Annotated in this window: 22 protein-coding genes; 7 read left to right on the plus strand and 15 right to left on the minus strand. The window is 54.0% G+C overall.

Going from position 1 to position 23,437, the window contains the following annotated elements; genetic code table 11:
- Positions 1-3: 3 nt before the first annotated feature.
- The gene (locus VV088_RS09200) at positions 4-1,020 is read right to left on the minus strand and encodes an ornithine cyclodeaminase family protein (protein ID WP_334600398.1); all 1,017 of its coding nucleotides are present in this window, start codon (positions 1,018-1,020) and stop codon (positions 4-6) included.
- A 6-nt stretch (positions 1,021-1,026) separates the two neighbouring features.
- The gene (locus VV088_RS09205) at positions 1,027-1,302 is read right to left on the minus strand and encodes an alanine:cation symporter family protein (protein ID WP_334600480.1); all 276 of its coding nucleotides are present in this window, start codon (positions 1,300-1,302) and stop codon (positions 1,027-1,029) included.
- Positions 1,303-1,626: 324 nt separating this feature from the next.
- Between VV088_RS09205 and VV088_RS09210 the strand changes: the two genes are divergently transcribed.
- On the plus strand, positions 1,627-2,817 hold the full coding sequence (locus VV088_RS09210; RefSeq protein ID WP_334600399.1) for a PucR family transcriptional regulator: 1,191 nt from the start codon (positions 1,627-1,629) through the stop codon (positions 2,815-2,817).
- A 248-nt stretch (positions 2,818-3,065) separates the two neighbouring features.
- Complete coding sequence (locus tag VV088_RS09215) at positions 3,066-3,713, plus strand: LysE family transporter (RefSeq protein WP_334600400.1); 648 nt, start codon at positions 3,066-3,068, stop codon at positions 3,711-3,713.
- Between the two features lie 331 nt (positions 3,714-4,044).
- Here the strand turns inward: VV088_RS09215 and VV088_RS09220 are convergent, their stop codons facing one another.
- The 12 genes from VV088_RS09220 to VV088_RS09275 all read right to left on the minus strand — a co-directional run bounded on the left by VV088_RS09220 (position 4,045) and on the right by VV088_RS09275 (position 19,005).
- Positions 4,045-5,361, minus strand: a complete 1,317-nt coding sequence (locus tag VV088_RS09220; RefSeq protein WP_334600401.1) for an S-layer homology domain-containing protein — start codon at positions 5,359-5,361, stop codon at positions 4,045-4,047.
- Positions 5,358-10,367 carry a M60 family metallopeptidase gene (locus VV088_RS09225; protein ID WP_334600402.1) on the minus strand — a complete coding sequence of 1,670 codons (5,010 nt, stop codon included), beginning with the start codon at positions 10,365-10,367 and terminating at the stop codon, positions 5,358-5,360. Before VV088_RS09225 ends, VV088_RS09220 begins: the two co-directional genes overlap by 4 nt.
- 138 nt (positions 10,368-10,505) lie before the next feature.
- Positions 10,506-11,441 carry a carbohydrate kinase family protein gene (locus VV088_RS09230; RefSeq protein ID WP_334600403.1) on the minus strand — a complete coding sequence of 312 codons (936 nt, stop codon included), beginning with the start codon at positions 11,439-11,441 and terminating at the stop codon, positions 10,506-10,508.
- 35 nt (positions 11,442-11,476) lie between these two features.
- Positions 11,477-12,595, minus strand: a complete 1,119-nt coding sequence (locus tag VV088_RS09235; protein ID WP_334600404.1) for a tetratricopeptide repeat-containing glycosyltransferase — start codon at positions 12,593-12,595, stop codon at positions 11,477-11,479.
- Between the two features lie 263 nt (positions 12,596-12,858).
- Positions 12,859-14,544, minus strand: a complete 1,686-nt coding sequence (locus tag VV088_RS09240; RefSeq protein WP_334600405.1) for a recombinase family protein — start codon at positions 14,542-14,544, stop codon at positions 12,859-12,861.
- 98 nt (positions 14,545-14,642) lie between these two features.
- Complete coding sequence (locus VV088_RS09245) at positions 14,643-14,897, minus strand: DUF6870 family protein (RefSeq protein ID WP_160641469.1); 255 nt, start codon at positions 14,895-14,897, stop codon at positions 14,643-14,645.
- A gap of 448 nt (positions 14,898-15,345) precedes the next feature.
- A complete protein-coding gene (locus tag VV088_RS09250) occupies positions 15,346-15,498 on the minus strand; it encodes a helix-turn-helix domain-containing protein (RefSeq protein ID WP_442913125.1) in 153 nt (50 codons plus the stop codon).
- A 6-nt stretch (positions 15,499-15,504) separates the two neighbouring features.
- A complete protein-coding gene (locus tag VV088_RS09255) occupies positions 15,505-15,933 on the minus strand; it encodes a sigma-70 family RNA polymerase sigma factor (protein WP_334600406.1) in 429 nt (142 codons plus the stop codon).
- A 504-nt stretch (positions 15,934-16,437) separates the two neighbouring features.
- A complete protein-coding gene (locus tag VV088_RS09260; protein WP_334600407.1) occupies positions 16,438-16,737 on the minus strand; it encodes a hypothetical protein in 300 nt (99 codons plus the stop codon).
- Positions 16,738-16,741: 4 nt separating this feature from the next.
- Positions 16,742-17,506: an ABC transporter permease gene (locus VV088_RS09265; protein ID WP_334600408.1), complete on the minus strand. Its 765-nt coding sequence runs from the start codon at positions 17,504-17,506 to the stop codon at positions 16,742-16,744.
- 12 nt (positions 17,507-17,518) lie between these two features.
- On the minus strand, positions 17,519-18,244 hold the full coding sequence (locus VV088_RS09270; RefSeq protein WP_334600409.1) for an ABC transporter permease: 726 nt from the start codon (positions 18,242-18,244) through the stop codon (positions 17,519-17,521).
- Positions 18,241-19,005 carry an ABC transporter ATP-binding protein gene (locus tag VV088_RS09275; RefSeq protein ID WP_334600410.1) on the minus strand — a complete coding sequence of 255 codons (765 nt, stop codon included), beginning with the start codon at positions 19,003-19,005 and terminating at the stop codon, positions 18,241-18,243. The genes VV088_RS09270 and VV088_RS09275 overlap by 4 nt, the downstream gene beginning before the upstream one ends.
- Before the next feature lie 155 nt (positions 19,006-19,160).
- Between VV088_RS09275 and VV088_RS09280 the strand changes: the two genes are divergently transcribed.
- The 5 genes from VV088_RS09280 (at position 19,161) to VV088_RS09300 (ending at position 23,031) form a co-directional block, all read left to right on the plus strand.
- Positions 19,161-19,571, plus strand: coding sequence for an ester cyclase (locus tag VV088_RS09280; protein WP_334600411.1), 411 nt, complete (start codon positions 19,161-19,163; stop codon positions 19,569-19,571).
- A 31-nt stretch (positions 19,572-19,602) separates the two neighbouring features.
- Positions 19,603-20,307 (plus strand): response regulator transcription factor, encoded by a 705-nt coding sequence (locus VV088_RS09285; RefSeq protein WP_442913126.1) that lies wholly within the window; start codon positions 19,603-19,605, stop codon positions 20,305-20,307.
- A gap of 23 nt (positions 20,308-20,330) precedes the next feature.
- Entirely contained in the window at positions 20,331-21,194 is an 864-nt protein-coding gene (locus VV088_RS09290; RefSeq protein WP_334600412.1) for a metallophosphoesterase, read from the plus strand.
- A gap of 23 nt (positions 21,195-21,217) precedes the next feature.
- The gene (locus VV088_RS09295; protein ID WP_334600413.1) at positions 21,218-22,585 is read left to right on the plus strand and encodes a sensor histidine kinase; all 1,368 of its coding nucleotides are present in this window, start codon (positions 21,218-21,220) and stop codon (positions 22,583-22,585) included.
- Positions 22,586-22,686: 101 nt separating this feature from the next.
- Complete coding sequence (locus tag VV088_RS09300; RefSeq protein ID WP_334600414.1) at positions 22,687-23,031, plus strand: helix-turn-helix domain-containing protein; 345 nt, start codon at positions 22,687-22,689, stop codon at positions 23,029-23,031.
- A gap of 164 nt (positions 23,032-23,195) precedes the next feature.
- On the opposite strand, the gene VV088_RS09305 is transcribed toward VV088_RS09300, so the two are convergent.
- A complete protein-coding gene (locus tag VV088_RS09305; protein WP_442913127.1) occupies positions 23,196-23,342 on the minus strand; it encodes a helix-turn-helix domain-containing protein in 147 nt (48 codons plus the stop codon).
- Positions 23,343-23,437 lie beyond the last annotated feature (95 nt).

Raw genomic sequence — 23,437 nt, forward strand, 5'->3', positions numbered from 1 at the left:
AATTTAAAGATCCGCTGTCAGACCAATGCCCTTTTCGTTCGCTTCTTCGATAGCCCGTTTTCCGGTCACCAAGTCCAGCAGCGCCAAGCCAGTAGCATCAAAGATGGTAATTTCCTCTTGCTTGGTCCGCCCGGGAATCTGGTTGGCCAAGACCTGTCCAATTTCTCCGGCAACTTGTTCCTTGGACAGAACCCCCTGCTTGATGGGCAGCTCCATCTCGCCTACCCGCACACACTGGTCCAGATCATCCGCAAAAACACGGGCGTTTCGGAACAGCTCCGGGTCAATTTCTTCCTTGCCCTCCATGTCTGCACCGATGCAGCTGAAGTGGGTACCGGGCTTTACCCACTCTTTCCTGATGACTGGGGCGCGGGACGGAGTAATCGTGATGATAATGTCGCTCTCATTCACCGTCTGGGATAACTCGCCTGCGGGCAGGAAGTCCACTCCATCTGCGGTCAGCCCGAAGCCCTCCGCCAGCTTCTTACTGCACCCGCAGGCAAAGGCCCGCTCATGATCCTTGTCCAGCTGGTCCGCCACATAGACCTTCTTCAAGCCAGGAAGCAGCGTCAATGCGGCCGCAATCTGAAATACAGCCTGTTTGCCTGCGCCAAGAATGGTCAACACCTGAGAGTCCGGTCTGGCCAGAGTCGCCGCGCCAATGGCGCCAGCTGCACCGGTTCGCATACAGGTTACATAGGCGGCGTCCATCACCCCCATTGGGAGACCGGTGTTGGAGTCGAAGACCATCAGCATTCCAGTGAACGGAGGAAGCCCTTGCTCCCGGTTGCGGGGAAAGTTATTCAGCATTTTCAGGCCATGGAGCTGCTCGTCCCCGAATACCGCTCCAGACCGGATATCCATGATCCCCTGCTTGTCCTGAAAGTCGTAGGCTACCAACGGCCACACCGCTGTCTTCCCGGCCGCCTTCAGTTTGTATGCTGCCTGAACGCCTTCTATCACATCAGGTAATTCCAGGACTTGTTCCAGTTCTCTCCTGCCTAAAATTTTGATTTCCATACTCAATTACCTCCTCAATTTTTGCTGCTTCAAATCACTATAATGCTGGTCCACAATCTGGTGCCACAGCTCAGCTCCTTTTATCTCACAATCCTCTGGGATAAAGACTGGGTCCAGACCCTCCTTGCGCTGTGCTTCAAAATCCGCCAGCAGGCGCGACACCGGCTTAACAAGAAACAGCAGTCCCAGCAGATTGCACCAAGCAATACATCCCACTCCAATGTCCGCCAAATTCCAGGCAACAGTGGAACTGTTTACGCTTCCATTATCTTCCGTAGATATGGTCTCCTTGAGTTCCTTTTGTTTCGTCGTTTTTCACCTTTTTGTTTTGCTGCTTTGAAAATTATTGTATAGGCTGCCTATATTGTGTTTATACAACAGATCACTGAACTATTCAAGTATATTTTTATGTGAACTTTAACATTTTTGCGGAGTTTAAAATAGAAAAAAATACATAAATAAAAGTCGCGATATATATATAACAGAGCATTTCATTTGGCTGACACTTGAATCCGTTCTGTATTTGTGCTATATTACAAAAAATGCTTTTATTTCCCGCAGCACCGATCGATAAAGGAAACATAAATTTTCACAGGAGCGCGACATATGTACTTTACAATTAATGATCTTCTCTGTTTTGACGATTTTAAAAACTTACGATTGATTGCCGGTGCAAACGGAACGCAAAACAAGGTGAGCGGCTGTGGAATCCTGGACTATGAGCTTGAATCAACCTTAAAAGGAAAATATCTGCACTCTAATTTTTTACCCGATCAATTGGTCCTGACATCTTTGTTTTTTGCAAAGAACAATCCGTTTTTGATTGGCGATTCCATAAAATATTTAATTTCGCGGGGCAGCAGCGGCTTAATTATAAAAAATGTATTTAACTTGCCCATTCACAATTCAGTCATTCGTTATGCGAACGCGAAGGATTTCCCGATTTTCCTGATGGATAATATGTGTGCCTATTTTGAAGATTTCATTATCAAAATCGACCATTGTATTCAGGCCACCGCCAGCTATGATGCGGCAGAGGAACAGCTGAACCGCTTGCTCTATGAAAGGTTAGATATTCCTGAAAAGAAGTCAATGATCCGGCAGTTGTTTCCCACCATTCGGGATCAGTATGCTGTTGTATCCATTCAATCCGAAGACTTAATATCCGATTCCTTGCTGCAAAAATTAACCTCCCAAAGCAAGGATCTTCTCCCCCAGGATATGTCACATCGTATCTTTCGTTTTGGCAAGGGAGTGATCTTATTACTATCCCAAGATGTGCTTGTATTGGACGAATGTTACTCCGCAGTCCAAGAATTGAAACCCTTTTTGATCCATGCGGCAGTTGGAATCAGTGAGATCCATTACACGCTGGAACGTATCAACTATGCCCTCCAACAGGCGATCCATGCTGCTGCAATTCACCATTTGGAGCAAAACAGCGGTATCATCGAGAAAAAGCCTTTTTTACACTATCACGAAATTGGCGTCTACCGTATTCTTCTGCCTATGTTGGATCACGAGTCTATTCATCTATACTCCAACAATATTTTAGAGCCGCTGATTGAATTTGATGCCGAAAATCGCGGCAGTCTGACACAATCTCTTATTGATTTGGTTCGATTTGACGGCAATCTGCACCTGCTTGCCCAATACAGCGGCCAACACGAAAATACACTGCGAAACCGATTTGACAAAGTGAAGCTGCTGACAGGGCTGAACTATCGAAACCCCGCCCAATATGTGGAGCTGTCATTGGCGGTTCAGATTTATTTGTTGGAACAAAATAATATGTAGAGGCAGCACCATATTTACATGGTGATTCTATTGTCTCCATTCCTCTTGCGGAACATGAGACGATGCGAATTGGTTATCTTCTGAATCAGGATCGGGAATTGTCCAAGTTAGGCCGAATCTACATTGAAGCCCTGATGCAATACCAGCAAAATCAACCATAGGTTCAGCCTATGCTCTTGCATAAAGAATCAGTATTACCTATCTCATAGCCGTTCGCTGTATAATGACAAGCGGAAAGAGGTGTTACCATGCCTGGCTATGTGATAGGTAATTTTTTTGTTTATTCGCTCATTAATGCGTTTACTCCCGGGCCGGGAAATATTCTTGCATTGAGCACCGTAACCAATTATGGATGGAAGAAAGGGAAGCCTTTGTTTTTTGGTATCTTTGCCGGATATTATGTCGTCCAACTGATCTGTGCGGTATTTGTTTTCGGTGTCAGCACCTTTTTGCCTGGGGTGCTGGGGGGAATGAAATATATTGGCGCTGCGTATATCCTTTGGCTGGCAATTCATATTGCTTTCAGCCAACCAGATGGGGACAGCAAAGAGAAGTCAGCATCCTTCTGGAAGGGCTTCATGCTGCAATTTGTCAACGTGAAAATCTACTTATTCGGCATTACCGCTTTAACTGGATACGTGACCAATTACAGCACAGATCTGTGGGTATTGATCTTCTTTGAGGCGATCATCGCCACCATAGGCGCCATTGCTACCACATTCTGGATTGGGGCGGGAATGGTGATCCAGAAGATTTATCTGCAGCACTACCGGCCCATCAATATGATCCTGGCGCTCACGCTGTTGGAATGTGTGTACAGTATTTTGAAATATGTCGATATAGGTGTTCCTATGCCATTTCATCTTTATGAGCTTGTTTTGGGTTCAACAGTGTAAGCGCAATCAGCAGTCACGCTCTCCGGCATGACTGCTTTTCTTCATTCTCTTGTCGGCGGCAGCGGCGGTTGTGCCTTGCTTGAAGCAGCCGGAAACCACAAGGCCAGTATTCCCCGGCGTACCGCTTTCTGTCCAGACGGTCCAGCACAGCGAACGCTTTCCCCATAGCGCCGCTCAAGCGGCGTCAAATTCCTCTGAGGTACAATAGACGCGGCCCTATTTTCCATCCTGCTCCTCCTCCATGACACGAAAAAACCTCGCCATAGGCGAGGTTTTTTCGCTGAGCCAGTCCGCCGAAGCGGACTGGCTTGCTGTTCTGCACGGCATGCTATCAGCCGCCAAAGGACCATTTTTCACAGAAGCCCCGTAATATGACCGCCGCCTGGGCCCGGGTAGTCGTTCCAGTGGGAGTCAGAGTGGTGGCGCTGGTTCCGTTGATCAGTCCTTCCGACCTGGCCCACCGCATCGCTTCCACAGCGTATCCGCTGATGCTTCCCGCATCCTCATAGATGGACAGGTCAGCCCGATTGCTCACGTCCCAGCCCTGCAGCCGGGCAAAGCCTTGGAGGATCACCACCATTTGCTCTCGGGTGATGGAGTCGTTGGGGCCGAACCGGCCGTCTCCGTATCCGCTGACCACCCCATTGGCCGCGGCCCAGGCCACAGCATCGGCATAATACTGGCCGGCCGAAACATCAAGGAAAGCAGAGGAACCGGCGGCGGGGGAACCGGCCATCCGATGGAGAATGGTGACGATCATCCCTCGGCTGGTGAACAATTCGGGGGAGAATGTGGAGGCGCCGGTCCCGGCCATCAGCCCATGCTCATACACATACTCCACGGCATCGTAGTACCAGACGCCTGCCGCCACATCCGTAAAGGGCAGCTCAACGGGGGTGGAGGCGCCAGCGGCAAAGGCTCCCTGTATCTCCACCGACGAACCGGGCATCGCAAAGGAATAGACTCCATTCCCCTTGTCGCTGAGGGAAATCGTCCGCCTATTGGCTGTGACAGTCAGCTCAGACAGGCGATAACCGCTGTCCGGCCGGGTGGTGATGGTCACGGTCTCTCCAGCTTCTGCGCTGGTGGGCCGGACCGTGATGGAGCCATGCTCCACACTGCCCACACGCACCGAGTATTTGGAGGAGGACCCGCTACTGCCGCTGCTGCTGTTATTGTTCCCGCCGGAGGAACCGTTGGAATTGACCTGGACCGGCACGCTGCCAGTCGAACCGCTGGCGTTCAAGCCGTGGTCCAGCACGGTCAGCCGGGCAGAGCTGGGGGCAGTACAGCTGCTCCCCAGCGTCAGGGTGCCCAGCATGGCGGTCCCGCTCTGGTTCAAGGTTTTCACCGAGTCAATGTAGATGGTGACGGTGGTCCGGTTTCCAGAGGCATCCGCTTTACAGTGGCTGTATCTTCCATTGCCGTCTCCGGCGAAGCTGGCGTTGGGGTAGCTCCCCTCCAGAGTCAGCTCCAGCTGAACACTGTTGACCTCTTGAGCGCCCAGGTTTTGCAGGGTGAGCTGGACGTTTCCCGACCCGCCGCTCCCTTGGACCCAGAGCACAGAACTGCCGGATGCCGCCGCCGCAGGGCACAGCAGAGCGGCAATCAGGGCGAGGGAGGAAAGAATGGCACAGAGTCGTTTCATCCCTCATCAACCTCCAATACGATAACCGGCAGATGTTCGCCGCCGGGGGACGAGATCCACAGAGTCTCGGCCGTCACCCTCTGGGAGTCCGCTGCGTCGGGCAGATCGGTGCGGGAGAGTACCAGCTTCATCTGGCTGGGCAGGAGGTTGCTGCCGTCACAGCGGTTAACCTGATCCTCGCCCTGTACCTCCTGAAGCTCTGCCTCCCTCTGGACATCGGGAACAAAGATGAACAGCCCATCGCTGATATCACTTACCTGCTGATCCGCCGGGATCTCGGCAAACAGGAGGGCATAGCCGTCCAGATACCGCTCCTCAGCCTCGCCGCCGTTCAGCTCCTCCCCCGCGTCTGTGGTTCTGGTGAACCGGCCCATCACCTTTACGGTGTTGAACCTGGGGTCACCCCGATAAGTACCTACGATGACCAATGTGTCCTTGGGGATGACATCGCCGTCGCCGTCGCCATACCGGTAGTCGGCAGACAGCCGGCCCACAGCCCCGGCTTCCCAGAAGGCCACATCGTCTCCGGCATAGCTGATCAAACGGATATCGCTGTCCGCCATATCTGCCGGGATGCCGGTTACGGTGAGGGTTTTGGCGTCGTAGGTCCAGATCCGGGTGTCGTCAGAGGCGGCTCCGGGTTTCTGGAAGTAGGTCAGGTAGCTGTCCTGGTCGTCCACCGCCTGGTTTCCGGCGTCGAAGGAGCCCTCTCGAGCCGTGACCGTCCTGGTGACCGGTTTCTTATCCTCGCCCGTGAAACTGGCTTCCACCGTGATGGTGTAGGCTCCGCTGGTGGGACGGTTGGACCCGGTGAGCTTGAGACCGGAGATGGAGGCAGCCTCGCTGAACTGGAAGGTGGCGGTGCTGCCGCTGCGGGTCATGGTGTATGCAGAGGGATCCACAGTCTTGTCGTAGGCCACCCGAACCTCATCTGTCTCGGCAGCGGCGATCCGATTGCCCAGGATATCGTAGGCAGCTACCTGATATTGGTAGGTCCGATGGTTGCCCGAGCCGATCACATCCTCATATTGGACGGCGCCTTCCGCTCCAGGGACAACAAAGGCAATGGATTTGTTGTTGCGGATGATTTCATAGCCTTGGACCTTGCCGTTGAGTTCGGGGGTAATGGTAATAAGAATGGCATTGTCTCCATTCAGCGCCGCCTGGGCGGTGAGTGTGCCTGTGGCGGCGTTAGACCCGCTCAGACGCTCCCGGCGGCTCTGGTCGCTGAGATACCAGAGCGCACGGGGTTCCGTGGCATAGCTCGCCAGTGTCTTCTTGGCCTCCGGGCTGAGGGACATCCCCCACCGCTCAAAGAATTCGGTCAGGTCCTTCTTCACCACCCCGGCGGCAGTGAGCGCTACCCTGTCGTCATAGGACTGGGCTCCGGCTGTGTAGGTGCCCTTCTTCCAGTCCAGGAAGAATTGGTTATAGAACCACATGGGGCCGTGCTCGTCATTCTGCGCCCCGTCATAGGCCAGGTGAAGCTGCCAGTACATGCCCAGCTGGACAAACACATCATTGGAGACGCCGGGCTGGCTTTGGGCGGTCTTGGTGAAGATGGCAGGGTATTTGCCGCTCTTTTCCAGGCGGGATTGGAAGGTGTTGTCTGCTCCGTCATAGGTCTGGACCATGAGGGAGTAAATATTGTTGGTGATCTCCGCCTGGCCCAGCTTGTCCATGTTGTGACCGATTTCATGGGCGATCCCCCATCCGAACAGGCTGTTGGCTGCCGCACCGGCAGGCAGCTTGGCGATGGGCAGTCCGCTTACCATACCGGCACAGGAGCCGTAGCCGATGCCGATGTGGCTGCCCGCCGCGTACATGAAGGCGCCGGCGAACATTTGCATACACCGGATGTTCTGCCGGGACGTCATGTCGTTTTTCTCATAGGTGTTGTTAATGCCCTGGGTCGTTTTGCAGATGTGCATCAGATCCTCCCAGGCCAGCACATCCTGATACAGGTTTTCCACCTTGCTGTCCCGACTGGCGCTGTTGGCGCCCAGTACGGCGGCGGCGGGGAGGGACAAAAGCACAGTGGGGGTGGAGATTTCGGTTACGTTGGTTGTTTTCGTCTGGGCATTGCTGTTTGTGATGTTCTGCGCGGCCACATATCTGGTCAGCTCATCCACGTAGGCCCCAATTCGGGTCCTGCGCGCGTCCACATTCAGATCATACCAGTCGGACAGCTCCAAAACAGGAATATCCACCGCCCGGCGGACGTGAAGCTGGATCTGCTCGGGGTTGGCGCCGCTGTAGGTCAGATACAGGCTGCCGCCCCGCTCCGTGGCCTGGCTGCCAATCGCAGGGACTGTGAGGATATTCCGGCCATTGACCAAAGTGCCCGCTTTGGCCCGCCAGGCGGATACCTCGGCATTGAACTGGGTTGCGAAGACCGTCAATTCCGCCCCATCTGGGATACCGGAGGCGTAGACCGTGATCTCCTCTCCCGCCTTGGCGGCCACTCCCAGCGGCTGGAGGTCGCTGCCGCCCTGACTGTACTTGGCGCTGTCCGCGCCGCTGCTGCGGGATTGAACTCCGTTCAGCACCACGCCGCTGGTGGACTGGGTGTCCAGCAGCTCCTGCGCCAATACCAGCTCGTCGGCCAGAGTTTCGGGATTCAGGTAATAATTGATCTCGCCGCTGTTCAGCCGGGCCTTGAGCCCGTCAATATCCGACTGTGTCACGCCAGCGGCCAGCTGGGTCCGCAGCTCATTGGCAAAGAGGGCGGCGATGTTGTCCGGAAGGCTGTGGGCGGGGTCATACTCCATGAACATCAGCTCGGAGAGGCTGACTGCCGAGTATCCCACCTGCTCAATCGTGATGGACACCTGCACCACATCCGTCACAGGTTCAAAGGGCAGTACCGCGAACTTCGTCACGCCGGGGTTGTTCCGCACGCCAAGCCAGGTAGCATGGTCCGCGGCGCTGCCTCCCCGAAGGGGATCCGGGGACACCAGGGTCCCGGGACCCTTCAAATCGTCCCCCTCCCGCCATACGGTGACCGTATAGAGTCTCAGGTAGTTGGCGTAATCTCCATCCAGCCTTGGCACCCATATGACGCTGCTGATATCCACAGGCTGGCTGAAGGATGCGAACACAGTTTTGCTTCTGGCCCAGTTGCCGTCGTCCCAGGATTGGGAGGTCCAGTGGGTCCGCAGGTCGCCGTCGTTCATGTACGCGGGCTGGAAGGGCTGGGCAGCGGAGTAGGAGCTGGGGGAGACATTTCCGCTGTCCGCCAGCCATACCCGCTGGATATCGTTCCCTTCCAGAATGCCCTCTGTGGGGATGCCCGCCGGGCGGCTGTAATCGGTGGCCTTTGGAGTGCCCTCGGCAATTCGGGAGGGGCCGCTCCGGCCGGCGTCATTGCCTGCCACAACGTAGATATAGTAGGTCGTCCCATTGACCAGATCGGGGATGGTCAAGCTGCTTCCGGTCACCTGTCCGCCGGCCTGCCGGTAGGAGGCGGTGGAGGCGTTGGCCTGGTCCGTGTAGTATACCTCGTACCATACCGCATTCTCCCCCGCCTTCCAGGACACGCTCAGCTGGCCGTCCAACGGGGTGACGCTCACCATATCGGGCGCAGAAGGGGCTTTTGCGGGCTGAGGCGCAGCCTCAACAGGGGCGCAGGTCTGCCCCTGCCAGGCCCCATCGGTGGGGGTGACGGTGAAGCAGTAAATATTCAGATTCTCTAACCCGGAAATTTGAGCCTGGGGCACGTCCACATTGACCTGACGGCGGGCGCTCTCCTTGTCCTTTTCCCAGTACTCGACCCGGTAGCCGGACACGTTGGGCAGCTCGTTCCATTTCAAGGAGACCCGGCCGTCTCCTGGAACGGCAGAGAGGTTTTTTACGAGACTGTTGGGTTCTGTCAAGCCCTCCGGGATAATATCCTGTAGAAATCGAATGGATTCTACCGTCGCATACTCTCCGCCCGCTGTTTTGGTGACGGTAATCGTGACCTTCTTGACCGCCACCCGTTTGCCCAGAGGAATGACGATGACATTGTGTCCGGGGTCCGGGGCGATCGCATAAACGTCAGCGTATCTGGAGCTGCCGAAGGAGAAGGTGCGGGAGATGGTTCCGCCTTCATATTCCACCTCCACCGTTCCTGCCTGGATGGCGCCCTGCTCACTGTCCGGCGTAGTGATTTGAAGGTTTTCCGCAGTTACGGCCCCATTCAGGGGAATGGGAATGCGGATCGTGCCCTGCCCGGCCGCATTCCTGAAGGTGGCTCTGCCGCTCCCGGTCTGAAACAGGCTCTGCAGGCTGCCTGCGGTAAGCTGAGTACCGGCGCCGGCCAGATCCGCAGCCGCTTGGTCCTCATCCGCCTGGACGCCGATGCATACCGTATCCAGCACAGCAGGGGAAGCAGCCGGGGTGTTGGCGTTGTGGTTGACATAGGCCAGATCCACAATATCGATCTGGTCATCCCCATTCAAGTCATATTGGTCCAGATCGGCTTGATTGGTACTGCCAAGCGCGCCGGTCAAAGCGTCCCGGTCCTTGGCGTCCACCCTGCCGTTTCCATCAAAGTCACCCAGAGCAAAGGTGCCATCCCCCGTGCCCAGCTCGATGTAGTGGCTGTAGTCCTGGATGGAGAAGGGGACCTCGCAGCGGGCATAGCCCTTGCCAATCACCCGGAGGGTATAGTCCCCCTGAGGCAGTCCCGTTACCGTCAGATCCAGAGCTCCGGGGTCCGCAGTACCGATGAGTTCTCCCCCCGTCCGGTCCCGAAGGGATACCTGGGCGGCACATCCACCCAGTTGAGCTTGGGCGGCGCCGGTCAGGCTGACCGTCCCCAAGGACATCCCCTGCCGGACCAGCTCCGCTTGAATGTTCCTGCTTCGCAGCGCGTCCATGCTTTGGCTGTAATCAATGCGCACCGTGACCTGGAGTTCTCCAGGCGCTGCGTCAGGCTGCTCTGCCGCTCTCACTGGCGCCAGCATGGACAGAGCGATGGACGCTGCCAGCAGCGCCGCCGAAATACGTTTATGTGTTTTCATAAGCTTTCCCTTTCTCCCCGCCCGTTCTTCTTTGCTTCCACAAAACTGGCGGTGACAGATGTGTCCAAATTATATCAAGGCCGGCTGATTCTGGCAAGAGGGTTTTTGGGCGGCATCCGGCAAGCGTTTCCGGCCCGCTCAGCGGGCCAGAAACGCCTCGATCTCCTCCCGGGTGGGCAGAGCGGGGATCGCCCCCTTCTTCTGCACCGTCAGCGCGCCGGCGGCACTGCCATACTCCATGGCCCGGCGGAGGACCTCCTCCGTCAAATCGGAGGTCTGCTCCACCCCCTGAATGCGCAGGCTGGACAGAAACGCCCCCCAGAAGGCGTCGCCCGCGCCGTTCGTGTCCACACAGGGGACCTTGTGGCTGGGGACATCCCAGGAGCGGCCCTCAAAAAAGCAGCGGGCCCCCGCGCCGCCCAGGGTCTCCGCGATGGCGGCGATGCCGTACTCCTTCATCAGGCCGGGCAGGGCCTCCTCGCCGCCCACCATGCCAACCTCCTCGTCCGAGACCTTCAGCAGATCCACAAAGGGCAGGATCTCCCGCACCTTGGCCGCACAGGCCCCCTGATCGCCGTTCCACATGACGCTGCGGTAGTTCACGTCAAAGCTGACCAGTCTGCCCAGCGCATGGCCCAGCCGCAGGGCTTTGACGGTGGCCTCCGCTGCAGGGGACGCAGACAGAGAGCAGGACCCCGCATGGACGATGACGCTGTCCCGGATCTCCTCCTCCTTCACGGCGGACTCCTCCAGGAACATGTCGGCCCCCGGCTTCCGAGCGAAGGTAAAGCTGCGGTTGCCATCCGGAGCCAAGGTAACAAAGGCCAGCGTGGTGATGGCCTTGGTGCACGGCTCCGGGTTCAGGAGCCGAACGCCGTTCTCCTCCATGGTCTGCGCCAGGAAATGTCCGAAGTCGTCCTCCCCCACGCTGCTGCACACGCCCGCAGACAGGCCGCTGCGGGCGGCGGCGATGGCCGCGTTGCCCGGAGCGCCGCCGGGATTGCGGATATAGCTGGCCGGCTCATTGCCGGGGGTAAAGTCGATGACAAGCTCTCCAATGCTGTACAGGTCCATGATGCATCCGCCTTTCCTCTGTCAGATGCTTCCCATTATAGCAAATTTCCCTCCAATTGCAAGGGCTTGTTCGCCGCCTGCTTCATCAGCTCCAGATTGCCCCGCAGCCGCTCGTTTCCCGGCTCCAGCTCCAGCGCCCGGCCAGCCTCCTCCGCCGCCTCCCGGAAGGCGCCGGTGTGGTAGAACGCCATGGCTCGCAGATCGTGGGGGAGGCTGCCCCAGGCGGCGGCCTCGCAGATATAGCTCCGGGGCCGGACCGTAATGGCCAGGGCGCAGGCGGTGAAATAGAGCACCCCCTCCCACTCCTCCTGCTGACAGAGCATCAGAGCCAGGTCGGTGTAGGGCTCCCGCAGATGGGGGGCCTCGGTGATCGCCCGGAGATACCAGTCTCTGGCCTGAGCGGCCTCCCCCTTCTCCCAGTAGGATTTTGCGATGTACCGCATGGAGGCCGCCCGCTCGTCCCGCCAGAGGGCGGTGGGCATGGCCAGATGCCCCTTCAGCGTGCGGATGCAGTCGTCCCAGCGGCCCCGGTACATATATTCCCGGCCCAGATAGTGTACGTTGCGGTCGTCCCCCGGCTCCTCCCGGACGGACAGCTCCAGCAGCGGCAGGTACTGACTCCGGGATTTGGCGGGGTCCGGATGGTGGTCCAGCTGGACGTTTTCCGCTGTCACCATAGGGCCGGGACTCCCCTCCCCCACCCACCGCAGCACCTCGTGGACCGGGTGGACCCACCGGTAGCCCTGGCGTGCATGGATCTTCTCGTACCAGAACACCACCCCCTCCGAGCCATCGGCGTTGAAGGACCAGGTGTATCGGTAGGATACCTGTCCCGCCCCGGGCACCCAGACCTGCTCCAGCGCCTGCCGCCAGCCGGGGTGGAAAACCTCGTCCAGGTCGGTGCAGACGCAGATGTCCGTGTCCTCGGGCGTCAGCTCCAGGGAGCGGTTGCGGGCCGTGTCAAACCGCCAGGGCGAGATGGCTTCCACGGTCACCTCCGCCCCCCGCGCCCGCAGCTTTTCCACCGTCCCGTCCTCCGAGCCGGTGTCCAGCACCACGACCCGGTCCGCCTCAGACATGGAATTCATCCAGCGGTCCACAAACTGCGCCTCATTTTTGCAGATGGCGTAGACACACACCCTGTATTTCCCCATAAAAACCTCCTTATAAAAGGGCCGGCGCCCCTAAATCAGGAGCGCCGGCAAACGGAACTTAGGTCGCGATCACGCCTGCGGTCCTCAGAGAGGCCAGCAGCTCATTGATCTTGTCTATGATCTCCGGGGTCCCGATCCCATCATCCAGGTTAGCCACAGCAGGGCCGGGCGTAATGGCGGGACCCGCGGGGCCGGTGGGACCAACTGCGCCGCTTATTTATGCACAACAATAACTCTTGCTCGGAGATGGGGCGTTAAGCCTGCTATATCGCGGGCTTTCGCTCTATCACCGTAAGAATGTTGTGATTGTTCTCAATGTAATCAAGTATGCGTTGATACTCGTCGGCAAAATTGAAGTCCACCGTTATTTCCCCGTTTTCATGTACCCAAACCATATTGACCAATTCCACCACGATACCGCGATTAAGGGTTTGGATATTCTTGTGCTTTAGAAAAGCAGTAAGATAGGGGTCGTCGGTGTCGATGCCGTCAGCCATCACTTGCATTTCCCCTTTTAGATAAGAAATGTTTTGTTCAAGCTGGGCGGTCTGCTCGGCAATCTTGCCTTTTAAGCGGCGGTATTCCTCTTTGGTAATATCGCCGCTTTTCCAATCAAGGTACAAGCTGTCGGAAGCGTCATGATATTGCTTTAGCTGTTTCTCTGCCTGCTTCAACGCAAGGGTCAATCGCTTGTTTTCCCGGTTGATAACAGGCGCGTTGTTTATCCGCTCGATTTCTTCCGACAGTTCGTCTACCAATGCGATCTGCACTTGCAGGGCAGCTAAAACCGCTTCTTCCAGCTTGTCCTGCCGGATAGAATGTTTACTGCAAGTCTTTTTGTCAGTAAACGTGCGGCAAGCATAGTAGGTCAAATTGCGGGCGGTTTTTCGCCGCATCGCCTTTTTACAGTCAGCGCAGCGGACAAAGCCAGACAAAATATAGACATCCTGCTTGCCCGGCGCTGTCCTTGTGTCGCGCTTGTGCAGGGTTTGTGCTTTTTCAAAGGTTTCCCTGTCAATGATTGCTTCGTGGGTATTTGGGACAACAAACCATTCATCTTCGGGAACAGCGATTTGCTTGTGTACTTTGTAGCTGATGATGCGATGCCGTCCCTGCACCATCACGCCGGTGTAAATTTCATTCTGCAATATCCTTGCAACCGTACTGGCAGACCATAAGCCATCGTTTTTGCTGGAATTGGGATTATTGTACTTGAACCCCTTTTTCTTTTTATAGGCTTCGGGGTTCGGCTCTCCCATGCTGTTCAACCTTTTGGCAATCCCCATTTTGCTGTACCCCTCATGGACAAACCAATGATAAATGCTTCTCACGACTTCCGCCGCTTCTTCATCTATCAAGAGGCTGTTTTTGTCGTTGGGGTCTTTCTTGTAGCCGTATGTGGCAAATGCTCCGATAAACTCGCCGCGCTCCCGCTTCATTTTGAACGTCTTTCGGATTTCTTCGGAAGTGGTAGCGGCAAACTGTTCGTTGAACATTCCCCTGATCGGCACTTCAAGACCGCTTGCAGAATGTGGATTTGCATAGGTGTCGATGAATGGTGTACCTGTGCAGATAAACCTTGCGCCGTTGATTGGGATAAATTCTTCAAGAAACTTTTGCTGATCTGCAAGATTGCGGAAACCGCGTGCAAGTGACTTGATAATCATGCAGTTTACTTCCTTGCGAACGATACAGCCCTCAAGCCGCTTGAAGTCTGGACGCGCTGTATCTGTGCCTGTCAGTCCGTCATCGGCAAACACATCTACAATCACATAGTTTCCCGGCTCAAAGTAACCATCTACAAAGTCCCGCAGTATTTTTTCCTGATTGATAATGCTCTCGCTGTCGTCCTCGTTGTCGTCCTCTTTGGAGAGGCGAATATAAAGCCCGATTTTCCAAAACGGCTCTGCGCTGGCACGTGCCGTTCTGTTTTTGCGCGTGCGGGGCATGATACCTCCTTTCCCCCTATAATTACAGGTCTATTATAACATTTTCTCCCCATAATCACAAGGATTTTGTCAAAAATGGCAACGGGAAAGTTGGCACTTCATTTAAGGCTTAAAAAGTAATCGCATAAGGATTGCTTTAAGGTTTTGCTTTCAGATACAAAGCGGATTTTGACAGGCGTATCGCCGCAAAGAAAACAATACGGATTTACGATTTGTTCAAGGTAGTTCTGCATCTTTTCTGTGGTTGGCATCGCAGGGTCGATGTGAATGTTGCGAATATCTGCCAAAGTGCTGCGGTCAACCTGTGTTATATCTACGCTTCTCATTTCTCGAAGCTGTAATTGGCTAATCATCTTCATTCCCCTTTCCGGTCAGCATACAATAAAATATGCGCTCCGGCTTGTACGTTATGAAGAAAAAGGCTTTCATCGGGCGGCTGGCAGCACAGCCTCGCGGGAATTTCACCCCTGCCCGTTAAGGCAGCTTTACCCAATGCCTGCGACGCTTCTAACGCTCGGACTATGGCTATAAAGGCTTGTCTCCCCTCAATGCGTGTCGTCGCCCGCAAGCCGCTACACTTGCTCTCCGGCGCGGTGTTGGTCGCTTGACTTTTCCCCGTAGGGGAAAAGCGTCATGGCGCACCCGCTGTCTGGCTCGGCGTAAAAAGGACGTACCCGATGTGCCCTATGCTGCGCCGCCGTTATCTTGCGGGCTTTCTTTGTCAAGGTGCAGCGCCGGGCCGGAGGCGGGGGAACATGGAAAGGGTAAGATGTTCCGCCTGCCCTGCCGGGCCGGTTGCCGTCAGTCTACGGCGACGATGGCATAGATGAGCTTGTTTATGTAGCCCTCGTAGTACCGCAAGACCTGTTCCACGGCTTCGACGTCCCCGGCGCGGGCGGCTTCGATCACCGGCATGGGGAGAAGCGCCCGGCCCTTGTAGCTGGGGTTCATCATCCGCGCTCAACCTCCCTTTGGCATCAACACCGTCAATTTGTTCCGCAGTTCATCCAGCGCTTTCCGTCTGCGCCGCTGGACGGCATAGCGGGACAGCTCCATGATCTCACCGATCTTGCCGTCCGACATTCCCAGGACACAGTGCAGTATCAGAATACTTTGTTCCTGCTCCGTCAGGGCGGCAAAGGCGTCGGCCACAAGCTCGTTCTCAATCGGCAGGTCACATCCATGCGACGTAAAAACATGGCTGTCGCTGGGGTAGCGGTCTACCGTGGAGAGCTTGTCCATTTCTTTCTGCGGCAGGATGCTCAACGATATATGACGGTCGCGCAGGCTGTCCATTTTCCGCAGATAGTCAATGGCCTCATGTTCCAGTACCAGCTTGCAATAGCAGTCAAACTGGCCCGGTCTGCTAAAGCGGGGGATAGTTCCCATCTTCTCACCCCCTTTCGTCGGGGGATGGTGGTGGTTCTCTCCCTTTCCGCTAACAGAGCGAAGTGATTGGGCCGATCTGCGCGGTAAATGGCCCGATTTGCAAAAATTTTTTTCGGGCCGGTCAGGACACGACAAAACTCGCCCGGCAGGTCACAGACCCACCGGGCGAGTTGCACAGTATAATTTGCTTTATCTGCACCGTATAGTATAATCTCGTAGCCGCAATTCTCCCAGGCGGGGAACGGGCTTTTTTTGACGGTTCAAATGCTGTCAAATCGTGTCGAACAGGTATGTACTTCATGGCGGCTGCCTCCTGTCAGCCGCCGCACTTTCCAGCGTTACCGCGTCATTCTTTTTGGGGGATAAAAGAACGGCGGCTTTGATTTGTAAGCCGTCGTTCGCAAATGAGCGTGATTATAGGCTGCTGCACGACGGCTTTTTTTCTTTTGCCGTCGTGCGGCAGTTTTTCAAATATTTGCTATATGGCAGTTTCCCGATCTGTTATTACTGCAAGAAGTTGAGAACCAGGGCAAGGGCAACAATCCCCAGCATCATCAGCACCAGCGCAACGCTGATTACTGTGGACATGATGTTGACGGCGCTCCGGCTTTCCTCGCTCTTTACGCAGATCACGGAGAGAAAGAGGCCCGCCAGCGCAAGGACGATGTTGCAGATCGCCCAAACCATGCGTACTCCATCCGGCAGAGTGATTTTCAGATACACCGGGACAAGGGTTGCCAGCGGCAGCAGACTGACAATCAGCGCCGCCAAACTGAGCTTTTGAAGTTTTTTTGTGACTTCCATACGATTACCTCATTTCCTTTTTTCCAAATTGTGTGATTGACAGAGCAAGCAGAACAGCGAATACAGCGATTGCACAGGGCAGAAACGGCATCAATGCAAATGCGGCGTCAGAGGTTTCCGCCGTAAAATCGTGCAGAGAACAGGACACCAGATAGCCGCTGTAACAGTAGGGATAAGCAATCCAGAGCGGCGTGTTAGCGACCAGAATACCGGGGATAACCAGCAGCAGGTTTAGCCCCACGGAAAGCAGAGGCTTTTCAAATAACACCGTGATTGCCCACATTGCCGCCAAACATGGGAGCATCGTCAGAAACAGCCCCACGCACCATTTCAGAAGATAGAGAACGGGCAATGTTTCTGTAATTCCCATTGTTGAAGTAGCCAGCATACCGGCAACTACGAACACCGCCAGAAAGACAACCATTTCCATGAATAGATAGAACATCAGGACACAAAACTTTGCCAGGGAAAGGGCCTGACCGCTCACCGGCAGGGCCAGCATTTTCAGGATGCCATTGTTCTGCGTTTCCCGCCCCGCAATCATCACGCATACCACGATCATGCTGAACGGCAGCAGATAGTAGGCGTAGACCAGGGCGCTTTGAATGAACATAGCGGGCCATGCGTTGGTGTACTCCGGCGTGAAATACCGGCTTAATGCGGCCACCCCGGAGGCCACTACCAGCAGCGGGGCAATAAAAATCAGCGGAACGATCTTTGAGCGTTTCACTTTCATAAACTCAATGCCGAGCAAATCCAAAAAGTTCATGCGGCTCCTCCTTTACTCATAGCGCAGATTTTTTGCCATCCACAGCCCAATGCCAAGGAAAAGGAGCGTTTCGACCAGAGCAAACAGCACCACCAGCATATCGGGTTGTGCGCTCATAGCCACCGCAGGCTTGAACATCACAAGGAACGGATGCACCATCAAGACCGCCGCGGCTGACGATGCCAGGGCCATCCCGCTTAAAAAACCGGCAACTCCCACACCAAGGGGAACCCACATATTTTCAAAGCGGGAGGAGATCAGCACCATAAAGGACAGCACCGGCATGGATGTGATGAACGAATAGGCCGTAAAGCGGAGCAGCGTTCCCATTTCAAATGTCCCCTGGGGCAGATCGCTCATTCCGATTTTCATGAGCGCCAGATTTTCCAGAGCCACCGCCACAAAGAGCATGACGGTCAAGATCAGGAATTTGCAGAGATACATCCCCGATACGCTCATGGGGAGCATATACATCTTCTTGATTGCGCTGCCCTTGAACTCCATGTTGTAGACCATGCAGGAGGCGACAACGATACCAAACAGGTTCAGTATCATAATCATGCCGTAAAGCTGGGTCAGCAGTACGTCCATCGGGGCCAGCGGAAGATTGAGCAGCGTATCTTTTCGGACAAGGAAGTTGACAAAGGCATAGGCCGCGCCTAAAATACCGACAGCCAGCAGCACCGGAATCACCCCTGTCCGCTTCTCTTTCCGCAGTTCGATCACAAGCGCCCTCATAGCTTTGCCCTCTGCTTTCTGGCGGCGTTGTCCTGCTCCACGATGGAGAGGAACACATCTTCCAAATTGTCAGCGGACATTCCCGCCTGCCTTGCGCTGCGGCGCAGATCGTCCAGGCTGCCCTCAAACAGCAGCCGTCCATGATTGAGGATGCCGATGTCGTCCGCTATCAGCTCAATTTCCGACAGCATATGAGAGGAAATGAGGATGGTGCAGTCGTACAGATCAGGCAGGGATTTTACCAGATTGCGAATTTCATGGATGCCGGAGGGGTCAAGGCCGTTGGTCGGTTCATCCAGAATGAGGATAGGCGGACGGCCCAGCAGCGCCCCGGCGAGGCCAAGCCGCTGTTTCATACCCAGGGAATACTTCTTTGCGAGGCGATCTCCAAATTCGGACAGCCCTACCAGTTCCAGGGCGTCCTCCACGGTGTTTTGACCCAGGCCCAAAATCCGGCGTATCACATCCAGATTTTCCCGGCCCGTCAGGTTGGCGTAGAACGAGGGTGCCTCAATGAAAGAGCCGATCTCCCGCAGGATGTTCAGCCGGTCATTTGGAAAGTGTTTTCCATCAATGGTGAAGCTGCCCTTTGTGGGGGCGGTCAGCCCCAGGAGCATCTTCATGGTGGTGGATTTGCCCGCTCCGTTTGGGCCGAGAAAACCGTAAATACTGCCCCTGCGGACGTGGATAGAAACATTGTTGACGGAGGTAAAGTTTTTGTATTTCTTCGTCAACTGCTCTGTGGCGATGATATAGTCCATAGACACATCTCCTTTCTGCCCCTATGGTACAGCATCAACCTGACTTCTACATTCTCGCGTCCTTACTTTTACCTTACTTTTTTATCAAGACGTTCACAAAGCAAATAGGCTATGTTATAATCAATCCGAAAAATTGGAAGCGGCAGAGGTGCATCATGAATCATAAAGATATTGTCAAATATTTCTACGAAGTTATTGTTTCAGAAAATATGCTTGATGAACTGCCTGAATATATAGCTGAGGATTGCGTACAGAGAATTGGCGAAAAGGAAATTTTTATAGGAATAGAAGGCATGAAACAACACCTTTTGGCGTTGAAAAAAACGTATCCAGACTATACCATAAAGATTGTCCGCCAATATGCGGCAGAAAATTATATTATTTCGGAATTTGTTATGAAGGGGACGCATAAGGGGGAATTTATCGGAATAACACCTACAAATAAGGTTTTGGAAATTACAGGGGTAAATATTGATAAACTTATAGACGGAAGAATCGTTGAACATGGCGGCGCTGCAAATACGTTTGAAACCTTTTTGGAACACCAACTAATTAAGCCCGTATAGAATACAAACCGATGTTTTGCCGAGAGGTATTATGATGGACCATTCCTTTTTACACAGCAAAAAGCTCCTGCTGGTCGATGACGAGCCAGAGCTTTTGAAAATGGTAACAGCTATTTTAGCGGATGAGGGCTTTCAGCGCCTTGTGACCGCCGCCAATATGAAAGAGGGGATTACCTCCGCCAAAGAAGAAAAGCCCGATCTTGCGATTTTGGATGTGATGCTCCCGGACGGCGACGGCTTTGCTCTGATGGAGCAGATCCGCACATGGACGGATATTCCCGTGATTTTTCTGACGGCCCGTGACGAGGCGGCGGACAAGTTGGCGGGGCTGGGCCTTGGAGCGGACGATTATATCCCGAAGCCCTTTCTGCCCCAGGAATTTTTGTTGCGGGTCTATGCGGTTCTGCGCCGGTGCTACAAAGAGGACGCAGCCGTTTTGAAGCTGGATAGCTGCACGGTGGATTTCAGCCGGGCCGAAGTGGATAAGGACGGTGAGATACTTCCCTTGACCGCGATGGAGCATAGACTGCTGGAAACGCTCGCGAGGAATGAGGGCCGCATCGTGACCGTAGACACGCTCTGCGAGGCTCTATGGGGCGACAATCCTTTTGGCTATGAAAACAGCTTGAACGCCCATGTGCGGCGCGTCCGGGAGAAAATCGAGGCAGACCCGTCAAAGCCGGTGTCCTTGCTGACAGTCAAAGGGCTGGGCTATAAGCTGCTGGCGAGGAAATAATGCGTGGGGGATAAACAAGGGCCATGAAAAAAAGCCATTCCAAAACACATTTGCTTTTCTATATCCTGATAACAATACTGCTTGCTTTGATTGTATGGACGATTTGGGGAAATACAGCGTTAATGGTAAATTCAATTACTGTTTCCGGCAATCAGATACCCTCGGAGTTTTCCGGGTTTAGAATTGCACAGATTTCTGATCTGCATAACGCTGAATTTGGAGAAGGAAACTCGCATTTATTAAACAGCCTTTCCGAGAGCAAGCCGGATATGATTGCAATAACGGGCGATCTGATAGATGCACAGCATACGAACATAGATGTTGCTCTTTCTTTTGCTGAAAAGGCGGTTCAAATTGCGCCGGTCTATTATGTGACGGGCAATCACGAAGCCTGCCTGTCACAGTATAGTGAGCTTAAAACAGGACTTGAAGCCGCTGGCGTGATCGTTCTTGAGGACAAGGCAATACAGCTTGAACACAACGGCGGTATTGTCACTTTGATGGGACTTTCAGACCCTAATTTTACGATCAAAAGTAATATCTTCGATGAAGTCCCCGCTATGATAAGCACCAAGTTGAATGACCTGACGGAAGATAAGGCTGGCTATACGATTTTACTTTCACACAGGCCGGAATTGTTTGATACCTATGTAAGCTGTGGTGTTGATTTAGTTTTAAGCGGTCATGCACACGGCGGTCAATTTCGGTTGCCACTGATCGGCGGGCTGGTTGCTCCCAATCAGGGATTTTTCCCAAAGTACGATGCTGGCCTATATTCAGACGGCGGCACAAATATGGTTGTCAGCCGTGGCCTTGGAAACAGTATCATTCCGTTTCGTTTCAATAATCGGCCTGAAATCGTATTAGTGGAGCTTACGGCAGATTGACAAGCAAAGGGGTGAAATAACCGATGAAAGCATTTGGCAAATATATCTCAAAATATCTTCTCTCCTTTTTTGCCTTTGCGCTGGTTCTCCTGCTTATCAATATTCTTGCGTTTGCCTTGACGTTCGGGGGTATCGTATTCAGGGAATACGGTTCGGCATCACCGGCAAATATGTTAGAGGCCGTGGCCGCTGATCTGTCAGCATCCGACATATCAGAAGAAAGGCTGCAAGAGTTAAACCGCAATCAGATTTGGGCTATGCGATTGGATGCAAGCGGGCGTTGTATTTGGGAAGTGTCTTTACCAGAGGAAATACCGACACAGTACACCATTCAGGATGTGGCTGTGTTCTCAAAAGGCTATCTGCAAGACTATCCTGTTTTTGTGCGGAACACAGATAATGGCCTGCTGGTGTTGGGCTACCCAAAAGACAGCTTTATGAAGCTGACAGGAAACTATTTCCCAATACGGGCGATCAGGATTTTCCCGCTCTTTATAACCGGCATTTTGGCAATAGACATCGTGCTTCTGTTTTTGGTCTACTACCTATCAAAACGAAAAATTGCAAAAAATACAGAGCCGATCATGGCCTCTATCAAAACACTGTCCACAGGTAAACCTGTTGATTTGTCCATTCAAGGCGAGTTGTCGGAAATTGCGGATAGCGTCAATCAAGCGTCCCAAGTGTTGAGCAGACAGAACCAGGCCCGTGCCAACTGGATCAGCGGCGTTTCTCACGACATCCGCACACCACTCTCTATGATTATGGGATATGCCCAACGGATTGCCGGAGATCACGAGGCCAGTGGGAATATTCAGCAGGAGGCAGAAATCATCCGGGCGCAGAGTACAAAGATCAAAGACTTGGTACAGGACTTGAATTTGGTATCGCAGTTAGAATATGAAATGCAGCCGCTCCATAAGGAGCCTGTGCGCCTGTCTAAACTGCTGCGCTCTTATGCGGCGGATTTGCTCAATACTGGTATTCCTGAAAAATACTCATTTGGAGTGGAAATTTCAAAAAACTCCGAAACTGCTGTCATAGAATGTGACGCGCGGCTGATTTCACGGGCGATCAACAATCTGGTGCAGAACAGCATCAATCACAACCCGCAAGGCTGTACCATCAGTCTGCGTCTTGACTGTTCGGACAGCACCGTTTCCCTGACTGTCGCCGACGATGGCGTGGGTCTATCCCCCGAAAAGCTGCGGGAGCTGGAAGAAAAACCGCACTACATGGAGAGTACCGATGAACGGCTGGACTTGCGGCATGGGCTGGGGCTTTTGCTTGTAAGGCAAATCGTGGAGGCGCATGGTGGAATAATGAAAATTGAAAGCGCGCCGCAGAGTGGATATAAGACGATTTTGACACTTCAAAAGCCATGTTCTTAAAGCCCCCACATTTTACATGAACTATAAACCGCGAATAAACGCATATCATATCATCCCAAAGGATGCCCTATGAACTATATACTGTTATAGGGTGATGTGATATGGCGAAAGTCGAGGACTGTCCCGGCTTTGAAACCTTTGGCGAGGATGTGCGGGCCGCAAGGGAGGCGCTGGGGCTTACGATCAAGGTGCTGGCAGAACAGATCAATATTGACCCGCGGTATCTTTCAGAAATCGAATTGAAGCCTACCATTCCAAGCATCCCTGTGATTTTACAGTTGGTAAGGGTCTGTCGCCTGCCGATAGAACGCTATTTCAGCCCTGAGCTTATTGGGGAGGACAGCGCCCAGCGTCAGCGGGTCAGCCAAAAATTGAAGCTATGCCCGGAAAAGTACCTGCCCATCGTCGAAGCTACCATTGACGGATCAATCAAACTGGAAGAATAGGGGCCGTTTTGCGAGAGCGAAGCGGCATCTGTTTTTTGCGTCTTTTTCAGAAAATGCCTGCCGTTATTTTGCGGGCTTTCTTTGTCAAGGTGCAGAGCCGGGCCGGAGGCGGGGGAACATGGAAAGGGTAAGGTGTTCCGCCTGCCCTGCCGGGCCGGTTGCCGTCAGTCTAAACCGACGATAGCCTGCATGAGCTTGTTTTCCAGGTGGTGCTTCATGCGCTCGTCCAGACAGACATAGGGGTTGCCGTACTCGTCATACAGCGTCCGGGTGCAGAGCTTGTTTATGTAGGGCCTGCTTCGTAACCTCAAACTGCTTAGAAGACAAGCAATATGGGATGAAATATGGTAGAATAGGTGCAAGGGAATTGGGAAAAAGCAAGGAAAAAGCGTGCACTTATAGGGGG

The sequence above is a fragment of the Lawsonibacter sp. JLR.KK007 genome (assembly GCF_036941135.1).
In the GTDB taxonomy this organism is placed as follows: domain Bacteria; phylum Bacillota; class Clostridia; order Oscillospirales; family Oscillospiraceae; genus Lawsonibacter.